We start from the raw sequence: 16,413 nt of genomic DNA, 5'->3' as shown, positions 1-16,413 counted from the left end.
CTTTTCATAAATATATTTTGAGCTAACTTTATTTTTTAAACTTAGCGTACTTAGTTTTGAATTTATCAATACGACCTGCTGTATCTACTAATTTAGATTTACCAGTGTAATATGGATGGGATGTTCTAGAAATCTCCATTTTCACTAATGGGTATTCAACACCATCAACTTCAAGAGTTTCGTTAGTATCTGCTGTAGATTTTGTTAAAAACACATCATCATTAGACATATCTTTAAACGCTACTATTCTATAATTTTCTGGGTGTATACCTTTTCTCATCGCTAAATGCTTTTATTCTTTTCAATTTTGGAAGTGCAAATTTAAGCATTTTTTATAAATTCACAATATTTTTTATAATTTTTATTTCTTAAAATAAATAAGTCTATTTGGTATATTTGCTCGCATAGTTTACAACTTTTAAACAACCTAAAAATATGGATGAATTACTAAAATCTAATGCAAAAAACTTTGGCGTCTATTTGGGTATTAGTTTATCAGTATTATTTTTTTTAGCTTATTTTTTTGATTTAGATATGTTTGTTAATTTCTGGTACGGGATTTCTATCTATTTTATTTCCATAGTTTTTGGTACTATAGCCATTTTAAAAACAAAAATGAATTTAGATGGTTTTTTATCATTTAAAAACGCTTTTTCAGTATATTTTTTAACTGTTTTAATTGGTTTAGCCATAATTACATTACTAAGCTACATTATATTTAATTTTATAGATACCGATTCTGCCGATATTTTAAAAGAGAAAAGCATTGAAAAAATGGTTGAAGTTCTAGAACAGATTAAAAAACCTCAAGAAGAAATTGACACAGCTATTAATATTGCTAAATCTGGAAATCTATATTCTATATCAAATGTTTTTCAGGGATTAATGTTTAATTACTTAGCCCCTTTAAGCATTATTGGTCTTTTGATTGCTGCGGCATTGCAAAAAAGTAAACCAGACACCAAATAAATTCAGTATTTTTGGAATAATATTTTTGAAACCATTCTAAATGCAAATATCTGTAGTTATACCACTACTAAACGAAGAAGAATCTTTAACCGAATTATTTGATTGGATTACTAGCGTTATGCAATCCAACTCATATTCGTATGAAATTATTTTTATAGATGATGGTAGCACAGATAACTCATGGGAAATTATATCAACATTATCTAACCAAAATGAATCTGTAAAGGGTATTCGTTTTTTAAGAAATTTTGGTAAATCTCAAGCTTTGCATGCTGGTTTTGAAAAAGCTCAAGGTAACGTGATTATTACTATGGATGCTGATTTACAAGACAATCCTAATGAAATTCCAGAACTTTATAATATGATTGTTAAGAATGGATTTGATTTAGTATCGGGCTGGAAAAAGAAACGATACGATTCGGTTATCTCTAAAAACTTACCTTCAAAATTATTTAATTGGGCAGCAAGAAAAACATCAGGTGTTAAACTTCACGATTTTAATTGTGGTCTTAAAGCGTATAAAAAAGACGTTGTAAAAAACATTGATGTTAATGGAGAAATGCATCGCTATATTCCGTTACTTGCTAAAAATGCTGGTTTTTCAAATATTGGCGAAAAAGTAGTTAAACATCAAGCTAGAAAATACGGCGAAACTAAATTTGGAATGAATCGATTTATTCATGGGTTTTTAGACTTAATTACTATTTGGTTTTTATCTCATTTTGGTAAGCGCCCAATGCATCTATTTGGAGCATTAGGTTTTATAATGTTTGCAATTGGTTTTGCTTTTGCACTCTATTTAGGAATTGATAAATTATTTTTAAATCCTATGGGCAGACTTATTACACAACGCCCTCAGTTCTACATTGCACTATCTACTATGATTATTGGCACACAGTTTTTTGTTGCTGGCTTTTTAGGCGAACTCATTTTACGCAATAGAGCCGATAAGAAGCGATATCTTGTTGAAGATGAACTTAATTTCTAAAAACACCTTTTAGTTTTTGTTAATTTTGTTTTAAAATGGCAACTTTATTAAATGTTTTTTTTCAAATGATTACTTTTGTCATTCAAACCTAACACTATTATTACACCTATATGATACACATAGAACCAAAAATTTTAGACAGAATAAATGCATGGTTAACTCCTGCTTTTGATGAAGACACACAAACTATTATAAAAAATAGTATTGCAAACAACCCAAAAGATATTCAAGAAAGCTTTTATAAAGATTTAGAGTTTGGTACTGGTGGTATGCGCGGTGTAATGGGTGTAGGTACAAATCGTATCAATAAATATACTTTAGGAAAAAGCACTCAAGGTTTGAGCGATTATTTGCATAAACAATTCCCAAATGAAACTCCAAAAGCTGTAATAGCTTATGATTGTAGACATAACAGTAAAACACTTGCAAAAGTAGTTGCTGATGTGTTTTCTGCAAACGGCATAGAGGTTTATTTATTTGAAGATTTACGTGCTACTCCAGAATTGTCTTTCGCGGTAAAGCATTTAAATTGCCATTGCGGTATTGTTTTAACAGCATCACATAATCCCCCAGAATATAATGGTTATAAGGTGTATTGGCAAGATGGCGGTCAGTTGGTTCCTCCACATGATAATGCTGTAATTAGCTTGATTAACAATATCGATTATGCAAAAATAAAATTTGAAGCTAATGAAAGTCTTATTCATTTTATAGGAAAAGATGTAGATGATGTTTTTATTGATGCTTCAGTAGAAAACGGATGCGTTGGTGCTACTCAACAAGCAAAAGATAATTTAAAAATAGTATTCACCTCACTTCATGGCACCTCTATTACGGCAGTTCCTGAAACATTAAAGCGAGCTGGATATAAAAATGTTTCTATCGTTAAAGAACAAGAATTACCAGATGGTGGTTTTCCAACAGTAAAATCTCCAAATCCTGAAGAACCTGCTGCCTTAAAAATGGCTTTAGAACTTGCTGAAAAAGAAGGTGCTGATATTGTAATAGGTACAGATCCTGATTGTGATAGATTAGGTGTGGCTGTAAGAAACTCTGATGGCAACTTACAATTACTAAACGGTAATCAAACCATGATAATGATGGTAGATTTCTTATTAAAAAAATGGAAATCTGAAGATAAAATAAAAGGCAAAGAGTTTATTGCAACAACAATTGTTTCAACGCCAATGCTTAATAAGCTTGCCGAAGCATATCATGTAGATAACAAAATCGTATTAACCGGTTTTAAATGGATAGCTAAACTCATTGTAGATTTTCCTGAACTGGACTTTATTGGTGGTGGTGAAGAAAGTTTCGGTTTTATGGTAGGTGATTTTGTTAGAGATAAAGATGCCGTTACCTCTACCCTATTAGCTTGTGAAATTGCTGCCATAGCAAAATCAAACGGGAGTTCTTTTTATGAAGAACTTATAAAACTATATGTTGAACACGGTTGTTACAAAGAAAAATTAGTTTCATTAACTAAAAAAGGGATAGAAGGTGCCGAAGAAATCAAAAAAATGATGTCTGATGCTCGAGAAAACCCTCTTAAAATAGTTAATGGTTCTAAGGTTGTAAAAATTGAAGATTATGATTTATCAACTTCAAAAAACATGGCAACAGGTGAAATATCGCCAATTGATATGCCTAAATCTAATGTTATTATTTATTATACTGAAGATGGCAGTCAAGTCGCTTTAAGACCTAGTGGAACGGAGCCGAAAATAAAGTTTTATGTAAGTGTTAATTCTAAATTAGATGCCATAGAAAATTTTAAATCTACTGAATCTAAACTAGATGCCAAGGCAGAAACCATCTTAAAAGATATGAATCTCATTTAATGAGTCATTTCACTAATATATTAAGTTACGCCAAACCATACAAAAAATATGCTTTAGGTCATGTTATAGCCAATATATTTTATGCCTTATTTGGTACGTTATCATTCATTGCATTAATGCCGATGCTTGATGTTATATTTGATAATACTAAACAGCCCCCTAAATCCATTCCAGAATTTACTGGTCTTGATAATATCAAGGGTTTTGCAGAAGACTTTTTATCCTTCAAAATGCATGAATTTACTGGAGGCGACAAGGCCAAATCACTAGTTTTTGTTATTATACTAATAGTCATCATGTTTTTACTTAAAAATATTGCTGGTTATTTAGCAAATTACTTCATGGTGTTTTTACGTAATGGTGTTATCAGAGATATCAGAAACAAAGTTTACAAAAAAACGGTAGAACTGCCACTTTCCTTCTTTTCAGAACAAAGAAAAGGAGATATTATTGCAAGAGTAACTGGCGATGTTAATGATTTACAATACTCTTTCCTACCAGTATTAGAACTTATTGTTAGAGAACCATTAACCATAATATTTACATTAATTGCCATGCTACTTATAAGTCCGCAATTAACCTTATTTGTTTTTATTTTCATTCCAATAATGAGCTTTGTTATTTCAAGAATTGGAAAAAGCTTGAAGCGAAAATCTGGTCGGGTTCAAAAAGAGCAAGGTGTATTTTTATCAACCTTAGAAGAGACTTTAACAGGCTTACGAATTATTAAAGGGTTTAATGCTGAAGATCTTTTTAATGACAGGTTTCAAGAATCTACTAATAGATTTTATAATTTTTCAAATAAACTTTTAAACCGCCAAAACTTAGCATCACCAACTAGTGAAATTCTTGGTATTATAATGGTTTCAGGTATTCTGTGGTATGGTGGAAACTTAGTGCTAAGTGGCGACCCAGGAACAGTTCTTGACGGCAGTGCGTTTTTAGTGTACATGACACTTTCCTACCAAATACTAACACCTGCAAAAGCCATTACACGTGGTATTTACAATATTAAAAAAGGCGGTGCAGCAGCAGAACGTATTCAAGAAATTATAGATTCTCCAAACCCTATTAAAGACAAACCTAATGCTATTGATTTACAAGGGTTTGATAGTAAATTAGAATTCAAAAACATTTCATTTAAATATGATGATGAGTATGTTTTAAACGACTTTTCATTAACCATTCCTAAAGGAAATACAGTAGCCCTTGTTGGTCAGTCTGGTAGTGGAAAATCTACTATTGCCAATCTTATAACACGATTTTATCATGTTAATAAAGGAGAGATTTTAATTGATGGCATCAATGTAAATGATTTAACAACTAGCTCTTTGCGTAAACAACTAGGTTTAGTTACTCAAGAGGCCATTCTATTTAATGATAGCATTAAAAACAACTTAAAACTAGGAAAAGAAGACGCTACCGATGTTGAGATTATTGAAGCTTTAAAAGTTGCCAATGCCTGGGAATTTGTTAAAGATTTACCAGAAGGTATAAATACCAATATTGGAGATGCAGGCGGTAAACTTTCTGGTGGACAAAAACAGCGTTTAAGTATTGCCCGTGCCGTTTTAAAAAGTCCTCCTATTATGGTTTTAGATGAAGCTACCTCAGCATTAGATACTGAAAGTGAACGCGTGGTTCAAGTGGCTTTAGAAAACATGATGAAAAACAGAACATCAATAGTTATTGCACACAGGCTCTCTACCATTCAAAATGCAGATAATATTGTAGTACTAAATAAAGGAGAAATTGTTGAACAAGGAAAGCATACCGAACTTATCACTAAAAAAGGTGTTTATAAAAAATTGGTAGACATGCAAAGTTTCGAATAAAACAGCTTAAAAAAAGCTATTAAAACTAAAAAAGGATAGAGATTTGGGGGCTTCTATCCTTTTTTTTGTTTTGTTAGACTTGGGGAAGACTAACAACATAAGTAGGTTTCTGATACAAAAATAGAACATAAAACCTTCTCTTACAAGAAAAAATGTATTTTATCGTATTTAATATACACTTAGTCGATAATAAATCATTTAAACACCTGATTAATAGCGTTCTAATATTATCAATAAAATTAAAAAAATCCACGCTTAAACTTTTAGTATATTTATTAGTCTAAATACTAAACAATTGTTTGTGATTGACGAAGCACAACTATTAGATGAACTCAAATCTGAAACTCATAAAAACAGAGCTTTCAAGGTATTATTAGAACTTTATAAAGAGCGTTTATATTGGCATATCCGAAATATTATAAAATCTCACGATGATGCAGACGATGTGCTTCAAAACACATTTATTAAGATTTTTAAAAACATTGATAAATTTAATGGAGATAGCAAACTATTCTCATGGATGTATCGTATTGCAACAAATGAATCCATAACATTTATCAACAAAAAAGCAAAACGATTAAAAGTAAGTAATGAAGAAGTTCAAAAACTTGCTTTAAGTAATTTAAAATCTGATGTTTTTTTTGATGGCGACCATATTCAACTAAAATTACAAAAGGCAATTGCTAGATTACCACAAAAACAACAATTGGTGTTTAACATGAAGTATTTTGAAGATTTAAAATATAAAGACATGTCTGAAATACTAGACACCAGCGAAGGCGCATTAAAAGCTTCATACCATATAGCAGTAAAAAAAATTGAAGCCTATTTATCTAATAATTAAACCTTTCAGTTCTGTATTAGTCAAATAAATAATATTAAAAAAGAAATGAAAAACAAAAAATTAGATCATATTAAATCTACAGGCTTTAAAACACCTAAAAATTATTTTGAATCTTTTGATGAAAAATTGTTCAGTAAATTGAATATTGAAACTCAGTTAAATTCCATTAAAGACACTGGATTTAAAATTCCTAATGATTATTTTGAATCTCTTGATGATACCATTTTAGAGCTTACTTTGAAAGATGAAAAATCAAAAGTAATTCAATTATTTAGTAAAAGACATTTGGTTTATATATCTGGTATTGCTGCTGCAGTTCTACTATTATTCAATCTTTCAATATTTGATAGCACACCTACATTTGACGATTTAGAGACAGAAACCGTTGAAAATTATCTTATTGATGAGAATATAACGTCTTATGAAATTGCTGCATTATTAAGTGATAATCAAATTGAAGAAGATATTACCGTCGACCTTAATTTGGACGGAGATTATATTGAAGAATATCTATTAAACAATGCTGATATAGAATTGTTAATGATAGAATAACATATAAAAAAATGAAAAAACTACTACTAATAACCCTGTTATTATTCTCATTGAACATAACAGCCCAACATAAACATAGAGAACGCATAAAAGCTTTAAAAGTATCTTTAATTACTAAAAAGCTAGATCTATCTGAAAAAGAAGCTCAAAAATTTTGGCCTATTTATAATGCTCATGAAAAAGAAGCTTTTGCAATTCGATTTAATGAAGTGAAAGCTATTAAAAAGGAAATACGAGATAACATGAGCTCTATGACTGATGAAAAGGCAAAAGAACTTTTGGATAGACTCAAAAAGGCAGAAATTAAAATGCATGAATCACGTATGGAATTTGCAAATAATCTTTCTGGTATCATATCTACGAAAAAAATAATCCTTCTTAAAATGGCTGAAGAAGACTTTAAAAACAAAATGCTAGAAGAGTATAAAAAAAGAAGAAAAGAGAAAGAATAGCCTTTCTCTTTTCTATTTAAGATTATCAAGTAAATATTAAAAACTGTTAATTTTTAATTATTTTTTTTGTTGCCACATTTCCATTCTGTAGTAATATATTTACTAAATAAATACCGTGTGGCAAAGAGTTTATATTAATCTTTTTATCTCTTGTAGATATTATTTTACTTCCTACAGCATTAAAAACAGTTATAAAGTCTACTGCTAAATTGGATTTTACTGTAATGTAATTCGTTGATGGATTTGGAAATACTTCTAAAGAAATCTCACTCTTATTTGATATATCACTTGCACTTAAAACATTATTATAATTATAGGTAGTTTTATAATTATTGCCGGTTGTTGAAAGTATTTTGTTGAAATAAGGAAAATCTTCATATAAATACTCCAAGCCATTATAATCTGCAAATGGGTTATCAAAACTACTCATTAAAGCAGACATATCATAAGTGTATGTGGTTACAAATGTTGTAGTTCCCCCGTTATAGGTTTCTGTCTCAGAAATTCTATTTCCATTACCATCTAACACATATGTTACTGTAAAACTTTCTTCCCAAACGGCACCGTTTCGATTATCATATTTCACAGAACTTATTTCATTACCGTCATAAGTAAAAGTATCTCTACCGTCTAATTCCCAAGTAGACCCATTCCATTCTTCTTCAATTATTTCAGAAATATTTCCATCCTCATAAGAAACAGTAGACTGAAAAGTATTAGTCCAAACAGACCCATCATAATCCTCAGAAACACCGCCTGTAAGTGTAGTACCCATATACGTTAATGTAGACATAGATTCAATACTCCAGGCGCCATTATCCCAAATATAACCTTCAATTTTAAACAAATCACCATTTCCATTATAAGTATATACTACTCTATCTTCTTTTTCAAAACCATTTGATACATCATAACTTTCATAAATTTCTTCAGTAGCTTTATTATTTGCATTATAATTATAGGTAAGTCTACCTGATATTTCCCAACCCGAACCTGTCCAAGATAGATCAGTTTCAGTTTTTAAATTATTATTTTCATACGTGTAGTTAATACCAGAACTATTAATCCAATTACCACCACCAATATCTACCTCCTCAAGCTCAGATAATAATTGAGTTTGACTATAAATATTTACAGCAAAAATTAAGAAGCAGAAAAGTGTAATTTTTTTCATAATATTTCAGTTTTTAATATGGACAAATAATTTACTTAAAGGTATAAAAAATAATTATTGAATTGACAAACAGGTATTTAAAAAAATACATTCTAAAATTTTATTCCTTAAAATATAATTTTGATATTTTTCCAGCTCCAGCTGCATAAGCCACAGAATCATTCAAAAAACGAATGGTGTAAAACCCGTCATCATTTAAATGTTTCCACGTACTCCCCGAATCATTACTATAGTCTATGCCTTTAAAACCTAAAGCGACTAACTCCTTCCCTTTTCTGTTTGGGATATATTGCACACAACTTCTTTATCCAGGATTTTGATTTTGAGCAACTAACTTCCAAGTTTTCCCACCATCTTTTGTTCTTATTTTATTAGCTGTATTATCATCTGGTTTGGTGTAGTCACCGCCAATAGCAAAACCATGTAATGCATCATAAAAATCAATAGAATAAATCCCTTCTGTATCTTTCTCTTTAATTATTGGCGTGTCAAATACTTCCCAATGTCTTCCTCTATCTGCGGAATAAAATACGCTTCCCGTTGTTGTAGCCACCCAAGTGTTATCTCCAATAATAGCAATATTAGTATCACTTGCTGCAAAAGCGCCTTCGTTTTCTGTTCCTTTTGGCAAATCATCGCAGGATAATTTTGTCCAAGTTTCTCCACCATCTCTGGTAATTATCAGACTTAGGCAACCATCGGTTGAATCACCAATAGCAATGCCTTCATCGTCATTCCAAAATTCTATGGAATCGTAGAATGCTTTGGGGACTTACATCAAGGTAAAATGAACAGAGAGAAAATTGAACAGCCATTTCAATTCCTTTTTTGCGAAAGCAAAAAATGAATAAGAAAAAAAAGAGATGAGATGTTTCCGGAGTTTATCTTGAGCGCAGTCAAAAGGTCGACATAACAAAACACATCAAACTTTTAAACCCACAAACAAATCCACAATTAAACAATTAAACGTAACTTTGCCCACCGAATTTATTCGGAATAAATAATTTAAAAACTATTCAAAATCAACATTTGCGGAGTCACTGCAAACTGCGACTGAATACTGAATACTGATTTATGCGATTACACAGAAACCTCTGCTTTGCAGTTATAGACGGCCTAACCCTAATCTTCAACGAAGGCAAGTATGCCGATAAAGTCATACAACAACTATTAAAACGCGATAAACGCTGGGGCGCACGCGATAGAGGTTTCGTTGCCGAAACCACCTACGAGATGGTACGTTGGAAACGCCTATACGCAGAAATCGCAGAAGTTAAAGAACCTTTTGATCGCGATAACCTGTGGCGCATGTTTGCTGTTTGGGCAACCCTAAAAGGCATAAAATTACCAGACTGGAAATATTTTGAAGGCACACCACTGCGTAAAATCAAAGGACGTTATGATGAGCTTTCAAAAACCAGAAAATTCAAAGAATCTATTCCAGATTGGATGGACGAGATTGGCGTAAAAGAATTAGGAAAAGACGTTTGGAGCAAAGAAATTGCAGCACTAAATGAGCAAGCCGATGTTGTTTTAAGAGTAAACACCTTAAAAACCACTAAAGAAAAACTACAAACCGAATTATTCGATTTAGATATTGAAACCGAATTTTTAGATAAGCACCCAAGCGCACTAAAATTAAGAGAGCGTGCTAATGTATTTTCTACTGAGGCTTTTAAAAAGGGACATTTTGAAGTTCAAGATGCAAACTCACAGTTGGTGGCAGAATATTTAAATGTAAAACCTGGTATGCGTGTGGTAGATACTTGCGCTGGCGCAGGCGGAAAAACATTGCATTTAGCAGCCCTAATGGAAAATAAAGGGCAAATTATTGCCATGGATATTTACGAAAATAAACTCAACGAGTTAAAACGTAGAGCCAAACGCAACGGCGCCCATAACATTGAAAACCGTGTTATCGATTCCACAAAACCCATTAAAAAATTATATGATAAAGCCGACCGTGTTTTAATTGATGCACCGTGTTCCGGATTGGGTGTATTACGCCGAAATCCAGATGCTAAATGGAAACTGCAACCCGATTTTCTAGATAAAATAAAGATAACGCAACAAGAAATTATCCAACAATATTCTAGAATGGTAAAAGTGGGCGGACAACTAGTTTATGCCACCTGTTCGGTATTACCATCAGAAAATCAAGAGCAAGTCACAACCTTTTTAAAATCGGAAGCGGGAGCTAACTTTACCTTGCTAAAGGATAATAAAGTGCTGTCGCATAAATCTGGTTTTGATGGCTTTTATATGGCCTTGTTGGAGCGTAAAGCGTAATTAATTGTCATTCTGAGGAGCACCAAAGTGCGACGCGAGAATCTCATCACAAAAGATTACTAATTTGTTTTATACCTTTAAACCCTTATCATGCTTAAAGATTTAAAACAATACCTATCCAAAATACTAAAGGAAAACATCGCTAATATGTCATCCGTTTCAGGTGGCGATATTTCACAAGCCTATCGTATTGAAACGGCAAATAACAACTACTTTTTAAAATTAAACAGCGCGCCTAATGCATTAACCCTATTTCAAACCGAAAGCTATGGTCTGGATTGTATTGCGAAAACCAACACCATAAAAACACCAAAAGCTATCGCTTGTAATACTTTTGAAGGGTCTGCATTTTTGTTGATGGAATTTGTAGCATCTAAATCACCAGCTTCTGGAGACTTTAAAGTTTTGGGCAAGCAATTAGCAGCTTTACACCAGTGTACTTCTGAGCATTTTGGCTTAGATCAAGATAATTGTATTGGGAAATTACACCAAAGCAATACCCAACATAACACTTGGGTGGACTTTTATACTCATGAACGCCTATTACCGCAATTACATTTAGCTAAAAACAAAGGGCTTTTAAATCCAAAAAAAATCCCTGGGAGCTCAGAACTAAAATCCGTTTTAGACAGTTTATTTAAAAACGTTAAACCGGCATTACTACATGGCGATTTATGGAGTGGCAACTATTTAATTGCAACTGACGGTACCCCATATGTAATTGACCCAGCGGTATATTACGGACATCATGAAGTTGATATTGCTATGAGTAAACTATTTGGTGGTTTTGGAGATGCTTTTTATGAAAGTTATTTTTCAATTATTCCCGAGAATGAAAACACGTCTGCCAGAATAGACCTATCCCAATTGTATTACTTGCTGGTGCATTTAAATATGTTTGGACGCTCGTATTATGGTTCGGTGCGTGCTATTTTGAAGACCTATTTTTAATGTATAAGGTTTGTCATTTCGACAGAGCGAAGCATGAGCGACGAGAAATCTCATGAGAGTAATCTGTATATTTTTTTTAAGATTCCTCGTCGTAGCTCCGTCGGAATGACAAATAATTTGATTTAAAAACCTACCTTTAAGGGTTATCGCGGTTAGGGATTGAACGGTTCGACTGCGCTCACCGCGGGCTAAATGTTTTAAACCCTTTTAAAAACCAAACAAACCATAAATTAGCTTTATAAGGTGGGATTTAACAGATTGCCACACTTCGACTGCGCTCAGTGCAGGCTAACTTCGTTCTCGCAATGACGTTTTAAAAAGATTGAGTAGTGAAATATTTCTATTCATGAGTTCATTAATTTAAAATAGAAATCAACGAATAAAGCCCGACCCCTTTTCGGGGTAACGCCAAAATAATAAAAACAAAAAAACACCTGTTTATAACGCCTTAATAACTCCCATTTTCCGTGTTATTTTTTTGCTTAAAATTCCACTAAAAAGCAGTAAATTTGCCCTTTCTTTAAACACACACAAATAAAGATATAATGATTCATTTCTTTGGAAACGTAACCGGCAACCTATTTGCTGTACAGACAACAAAAGAATTATCGACTGAAACGACCCAGAAATTAACATGGCTTTTTGGCAACCAACCAAAAATTGAACAGGCATCTTTAGGTGCTTTTTTTGTTGGTCCCCGCGCTGCTATGATTACGCCTTGGAGTACCAATGCTGTTGAAATTACCCAAAATATGGGAATTGAAGACATTATTAGGATTGAAGCGTTTGAAGCGGTTACAGAAGGTTTTAATGATTTTGACCCGATGATTTCGGAGAAATTTAATGGTTTAAATCAAGAGTCGTTTACCATTGATATCGAACCTGAACCTATCCTTAATATTGAAGATATTGCGGGGTATAATAAACAAGAGGGGTTATCATTAAGCGATGAAGAGGTGGCCTATTTGGAAGGTGTTGCTAAGAAAATTAAGCGCCCATTAACGGACTCTGAAGTGTTTGGGTTTTCGCAAGTGAATAGTGAGCACTGTCGTCATAAAATTTTTAACGGCACGTTTGTGATTGATGGCGAAGAAAAACCGATCTCGTTATTCAAACTGATTAAAGAAACATCGAAACAACATCCTAACGATATTGTTTCGGCATATAAAGATAATGTAGCCTTTATAAAAGGCCCAAAAGTGGAACAATTTGCACCTAAACGTGCTGATATTCCTGATTACTACACGACACAAGATTTTGATTCTGTGATTTCGCTTAAAGCGGAAACGCATAATTTCCCAACTACGGTGGAGCCTTTTAATGGTGCTGCAACTGGTTCGGGTGGTGAAATTAGAGATAGACTTGCTGGTGGAAAAGGATCGTTGCCTTTGGCAGGAACTGCGGTGTATATGACCTCGTATTCGCGTTTGGAAAAAAACCGTCCTTGGGAACAAAAGTTTGAAGCCAGAAAATGGCTCTATCAAACACCCATGGATATTTTAATAAAAGCTTCTAATGGTGCCTCCGATTTTGGAAACAAATTTGGACAACCTTTAATTGTGGGTTCTGTTTTAACTTTTGAGCATAATGAAAATGCGTCTTCAAGCAACTCTAAAGCGAGACGACTAGGATTCGACAAAGTGATTATGCAGGCTGGAGGTATTGGCTACGGAAAAGCAGACCAAGCTTTAAAAGACACACCACAAACTGGTGATAAAATTGTGATTCTTGGTGGTGAAAACTACCGTATTGGCATGGGAGGTGCTGCGGTATCTAGTGCGGATACTGGTGCGTTTGCTTCTGGCATTGAGTTAAATGCTGTACAGCGTTCTAACCCAGAAATGCAAAAACGTGCTGCTAACGCGGTTCGTGGTATGGTGGAAAGTGATGAAAATTTCATTGTATCTATTCATGATCATGGTGCTGGTGGACATCTAAATTGTTTGTCTGAACTGGTTGAAGATACGGGCGGAAAAATTGATTTAGATGCTTTGCCTGTTGGTGATCCAACGCTTTCTGACAAAGAAATAATTGGTAATGAATCTCAAGAGCGTATGGGCTTAGTAATTGCCGAAAAACATCTTGAAACACTAAATAAAATAGCAGATCGTGAGCGTTCGCCAATGTATACCGTTGGAGATGTTACAGGAGATAATCGTTTTACGTTTCAATCTAAAACCAAAGGGAATACACCCATGGATTTAGCTATGGAAGATATGTTTGGTAGTTCGCCAAAAACGGTTTTAACGGATAAAACGGTTTCTAGAAATTATAAAAACCCGAGATATAAAACCAAAAACCTACACGTCTATTTAGAACAAGTGTTACAACTTGAAGCTGTGGCGTGTAAAGATTGGTTAACTAATAAAGTAGACCGCTGTGTTGGTGGTAAGGTTGCTAAACAACAATGTGTTGGCCCCTTACAAATACCACTTAATAATGTAGGCGTTATGGCTTTAGATTATAAGGGTAAAGAAGGTGTTGCAACTTCTATTGGGCACTCGCCTATTTCGGGGTTAATTAATCCGGTAGCTGGTAGTAGAAACTCTATTACCGAAGCACTTACCAACTTGGTTTGGGCGCCTTTAAAAGATGGTTTACAAGCAGTATCATTATCGGCAAACTGGATGTGGCCTTGTAAAAATGAAGGTGAAGATGCGCGATTATACGAAGCTGTAAAAGCGATTTCTGAATTTTCAATTGATTTAGGTATTAATGTACCCACTGGGAAAGATTCGCTTTCCATGAAACAAAAATATCCTGATGGCGATGTGATATCTCCAGGAACAGTTATTATTTCGGCTGGTGCTAATTGTAATGATATTACTAAGGTTGTAGAGCCTGTTTTTAAACAAAATGGCGGTTCTATTTACTATATTAATATCTCTCAAGACGATTTTAAATTAGGTGGAAGTTCTTTTAACCAAGTGTTAAACACCATTGGAAACGATGCGCCTAATGTGAAAGATGCAGGATATGTTAAAACGGTATTCAACACAATGCAATCTTTAATTGTTAACGACCAAATTACTGCAGGACACGATGTGGCTTCTGGTGGATTAATTACAACACTTTTAGAATTGTGTTTTGCTGATGTAAATTTAGGTGCAGATATAGATCTTTCTAAATTAAATGAAGAAGATTCTATAAAAGTGTTATTTGCTGAAAATTCAGGACTTGTATTTCAAGCAGACGCTGCAGTTGAATCTATATTATCCGAAAAAAATATTACTTTTTTCAATATTGGTTCAGTTAACAACTCTGGTAATGTAACTATTAAAAACAACGACGATAATTTCACTTTTGATATTGCTAAAACTAGAGATATTTGGTATAAAACATCATTCTTACTAGACCAAAAGCAAACCGCTAATGGATTAGCTCAAGACCGTTTTGATAATTATAAAAATCAACCACTTCAATATACATTCCCAAAACATTTTACAGGAAAGTTAGAGGACGTCATTGCGAACGCAGTAAAGCAATCTGCCAACACAAAGGATGAGATTACCACGTCGCAAACTCCTCGTAATGAAGGGAAACGACCAAAAGCAGCCATCCTTCGTGAAAAAGGAAGCAACTCGGAGCGTGAAATGGCAAACGCCATGTATTTAGCAGGTTTTGATGTTAAAGATGTACACATGACCGATTTAATTTCTGGTCGTGAAACTTTAGAGGATATTCAGTTTTTAGGAGCTGTTGGTGGGTTTTCTAACTCTGATGTTTTAGGTTCTGCTAAAGGTTGGGCTGGTGCTATTAAATACAACAAAAAGGCGAATACCGCTTTTCAAAATTTCTTTAAAAGAGAAGACACCCTTTCTGTTGGAATTTGTAACGGATGCCAATTGTTTATGGAATTAGATGAAATTAATCCAGATCATGAAATACATGGTAAAATGGGTCATAATGTTTCACATAAACATGAAAGTTCTTTTACTTCAGTAAAAATTCAAGAGAATAGTTCGGTAATGCTTTCAACACTTGCAGGCACGACTTTAGGCGTTTGGATTTCGCATGGTGAAGGGAAATTTAACTTACCTTATTCAGAAGACAAATACCATATTGTCGCTAAATATGCTTATGAAGGCTATCCGCATAATCCTAATGGCTCAGACTTTAACACCGCTATGATGAGTGATAAAACAGGGCGACATTTAGTAACCATGCCACATATTGAGCGTTCTATATTCCAATGGAACTGGGCAAATTACCCTGATGGACGCAAAGATGAAGCATCACCTTGGTTAGAGGCTTTTGTGAATGCTAGATTATGGTTAGAGAACAAATAATTTTAAGAAATAGAATAGAAAAGCCCCGAAATGAAAATTCATTTCGGGGCTTTTCATTAAAAAAAAACAAAAAAAATGAAAAATATTATAACCTGAGTTCGATTATTAAAACAGGCAAACTTGATTGGAATTTATAGTTTGAAATTTAATAGACGGTTTTTTAGGCAAGAAGCTATATGCGATAAGCCCTGAAATCAGGTTGCTAAGAAAGTTCCCAAAGCTTCTGTGT

The 16,413-nt window shown here is 33.3% G+C and carries 12 protein-coding genes and 1 pseudogene; 10 read left to right on the top strand and 3 right to left on the bottom strand.

The features are described from left to right. Nucleotides 1–28: 28 nt before the first annotated feature. Complete coding sequence (locus P8K68_RS08910) at nucleotides 29–280, bottom strand: type B 50S ribosomal protein L31 (protein WP_109351196.1); 252 nt, start codon at nucleotides 278–280, stop codon at nucleotides 29–31. Nucleotides 281–435: 155 nt separating this feature from the next. Here P8K68_RS08910 and P8K68_RS08905 point away from each other — a divergent pair, with 155 nt between their 5' ends. The 7 genes from P8K68_RS08905 to P8K68_RS08875 all read left to right on the top strand — a co-directional run bounded on the left by P8K68_RS08905 (nucleotide 436) and on the right by P8K68_RS08875 (nucleotide 7,481). Continuing rightward, nucleotides 436–969, top strand: coding sequence for a DUF4199 domain-containing protein (locus tag P8K68_RS08905; RefSeq protein ID WP_300249758.1), 534 nt, complete (start codon nucleotides 436–438; stop codon nucleotides 967–969). Nucleotides 970–1,009: 40 nt separating this feature from the next. Then, a complete protein-coding gene (locus P8K68_RS08900; RefSeq protein WP_300249756.1) occupies nucleotides 1,010–1,957 on the top strand; it encodes a glycosyltransferase family 2 protein in 948 nt (315 codons plus the stop codon). A gap of 110 nt (nucleotides 1,958–2,067) precedes the next feature. Then, nucleotides 2,068–3,798: a phospho-sugar mutase gene (locus tag P8K68_RS08895; protein WP_300249754.1), complete on the top strand. Its 1,731-nt coding sequence runs from the start codon at nucleotides 2,068–2,070 to the stop codon at nucleotides 3,796–3,798. Then, a complete protein-coding gene (locus P8K68_RS08890) occupies nucleotides 3,798–5,633 on the top strand; it encodes an ABC transporter ATP-binding protein (protein WP_300249751.1) in 1,836 nt (611 codons plus the stop codon). Before P8K68_RS08895 ends, P8K68_RS08890 begins: the two co-directional genes overlap by 1 nt. Before the next feature lie 301 nt (nucleotides 5,634–5,934). Then, nucleotides 5,935–6,477 (top strand): RNA polymerase sigma factor, encoded by a 543-nt coding sequence (locus P8K68_RS08885; RefSeq protein ID WP_300249748.1) that lies wholly within the window; start codon nucleotides 5,935–5,937, stop codon nucleotides 6,475–6,477. A gap of 45 nt (nucleotides 6,478–6,522) precedes the next feature. Further along, entirely contained in the window at nucleotides 6,523–7,029 is a 507-nt protein-coding gene (locus P8K68_RS08880; RefSeq protein WP_300249745.1) for a hypothetical protein, read from the top strand. Between the two features lie 11 nt (nucleotides 7,030–7,040). After that, nucleotides 7,041–7,481 (top strand): sensor of ECF-type sigma factor, encoded by a 441-nt coding sequence (locus P8K68_RS08875; protein WP_300249742.1) that lies wholly within the window; start codon nucleotides 7,041–7,043, stop codon nucleotides 7,479–7,481. A gap of 46 nt (nucleotides 7,482–7,527) precedes the next feature. Here P8K68_RS08875 and P8K68_RS08870 read toward each other — a convergent pair whose 3' ends face one another. Together P8K68_RS08870 and P8K68_RS08865 are read right to left on the bottom strand one after the other, a co-directional pair. Then, a complete protein-coding gene (locus P8K68_RS08870) occupies nucleotides 7,528–8,655 on the bottom strand; it encodes a T9SS type A sorting domain-containing protein (RefSeq protein WP_300249740.1) in 1,128 nt (375 codons plus the stop codon). A 100-nt stretch (nucleotides 8,656–8,755) separates the two neighbouring features. Further along, nucleotides 8,756–9,418: pseudogene (locus tag P8K68_RS08865) on the bottom strand (oxidoreductase); the annotation flags it as partial. A 311-nt stretch (nucleotides 9,419–9,729) separates the two neighbouring features. Between P8K68_RS08865 and P8K68_RS08860 the strand changes: the two are divergent. The 3 genes from P8K68_RS08860 (at nucleotide 9,730) to purL (ending at nucleotide 16,184) form a co-directional block, all read left to right on the top strand. After that, on the top strand, nucleotides 9,730–10,944 hold the full coding sequence (locus P8K68_RS08860; protein WP_300249738.1) for an RsmB/NOP family class I SAM-dependent RNA methyltransferase: 1,215 nt from the start codon (nucleotides 9,730–9,732) through the stop codon (nucleotides 10,942–10,944). 90 nt (nucleotides 10,945–11,034) lie between these two features. Further along, nucleotides 11,035–11,895, top strand: coding sequence for a fructosamine kinase family protein (locus P8K68_RS08855; RefSeq protein WP_300249735.1), 861 nt, complete (start codon nucleotides 11,035–11,037; stop codon nucleotides 11,893–11,895). Nucleotides 11,896–12,440: 545 nt separating this feature from the next. Then, nucleotides 12,441–16,184, top strand: coding sequence for a phosphoribosylformylglycinamidine synthase (gene purL, locus P8K68_RS08850; protein ID WP_300249733.1), 3,744 nt, complete (start codon nucleotides 12,441–12,443; stop codon nucleotides 16,182–16,184). Nucleotides 16,185–16,413: the final 229 nt, after the last annotated feature.

It is taken from the genome of Algibacter sp., assembly GCF_029245835.1.
GTDB lineage: Bacteria > Bacteroidota > Bacteroidia > Flavobacteriales > Flavobacteriaceae > Algibacter_B.
This window is presented reverse-complemented; position numbering and strand designations above follow the sequence as displayed.

What these genes read in the sequence shown, in the direction of transcription:
- P8K68_RS08910 (WP_109351196.1), bottom strand. Translation starts at nt 280, where the DNA reads ATGAGAAAAGGTATACACCCAGAAAATTATAGAATAGTAGCGTTTAAA.
- P8K68_RS08905 (WP_300249758.1), top strand. Translation starts at nt 436, where the DNA reads ATGGATGAATTACTAAAATCTAATGCAAAAAACTTTGGCGTCTATTTG.
- P8K68_RS08900 (WP_300249756.1), top strand. Translation starts at nt 1,010, where the DNA reads ATGCAAATATCTGTAGTTATACCACTACTAAACGAAGAAGAATCTTTA.
- P8K68_RS08895 (WP_300249754.1), top strand. Translation starts at nt 2,068, where the DNA reads ATGATACACATAGAACCAAAAATTTTAGACAGAATAAATGCATGGTTA.
- P8K68_RS08890 (WP_300249751.1), top strand. Translation starts at nt 3,798, where the DNA reads ATGAGTCATTTCACTAATATATTAAGTTACGCCAAACCATACAAAAAA.
- P8K68_RS08880 (WP_300249745.1), top strand. Translation starts at nt 6,523, where the DNA reads ATGAAAAACAAAAAATTAGATCATATTAAATCTACAGGCTTTAAAACA.
- P8K68_RS08875 (WP_300249742.1), top strand. Translation starts at nt 7,041, where the DNA reads ATGAAAAAACTACTACTAATAACCCTGTTATTATTCTCATTGAACATA.
- P8K68_RS08870 (WP_300249740.1), bottom strand. Translation starts at nt 8,655, where the DNA reads ATGAAAAAAATTACACTTTTCTGCTTCTTAATTTTTGCTGTAAATATT.
- P8K68_RS08860 (WP_300249738.1), top strand. Translation starts at nt 9,730, where the DNA reads ATGCGATTACACAGAAACCTCTGCTTTGCAGTTATAGACGGCCTAACC.
- P8K68_RS08855 (WP_300249735.1), top strand. Translation starts at nt 11,035, where the DNA reads ATGCTTAAAGATTTAAAACAATACCTATCCAAAATACTAAAGGAAAAC.
- purL (WP_300249733.1), top strand. Translation starts at nt 12,441, where the DNA reads ATGATTCATTTCTTTGGAAACGTAACCGGCAACCTATTTGCTGTACAG.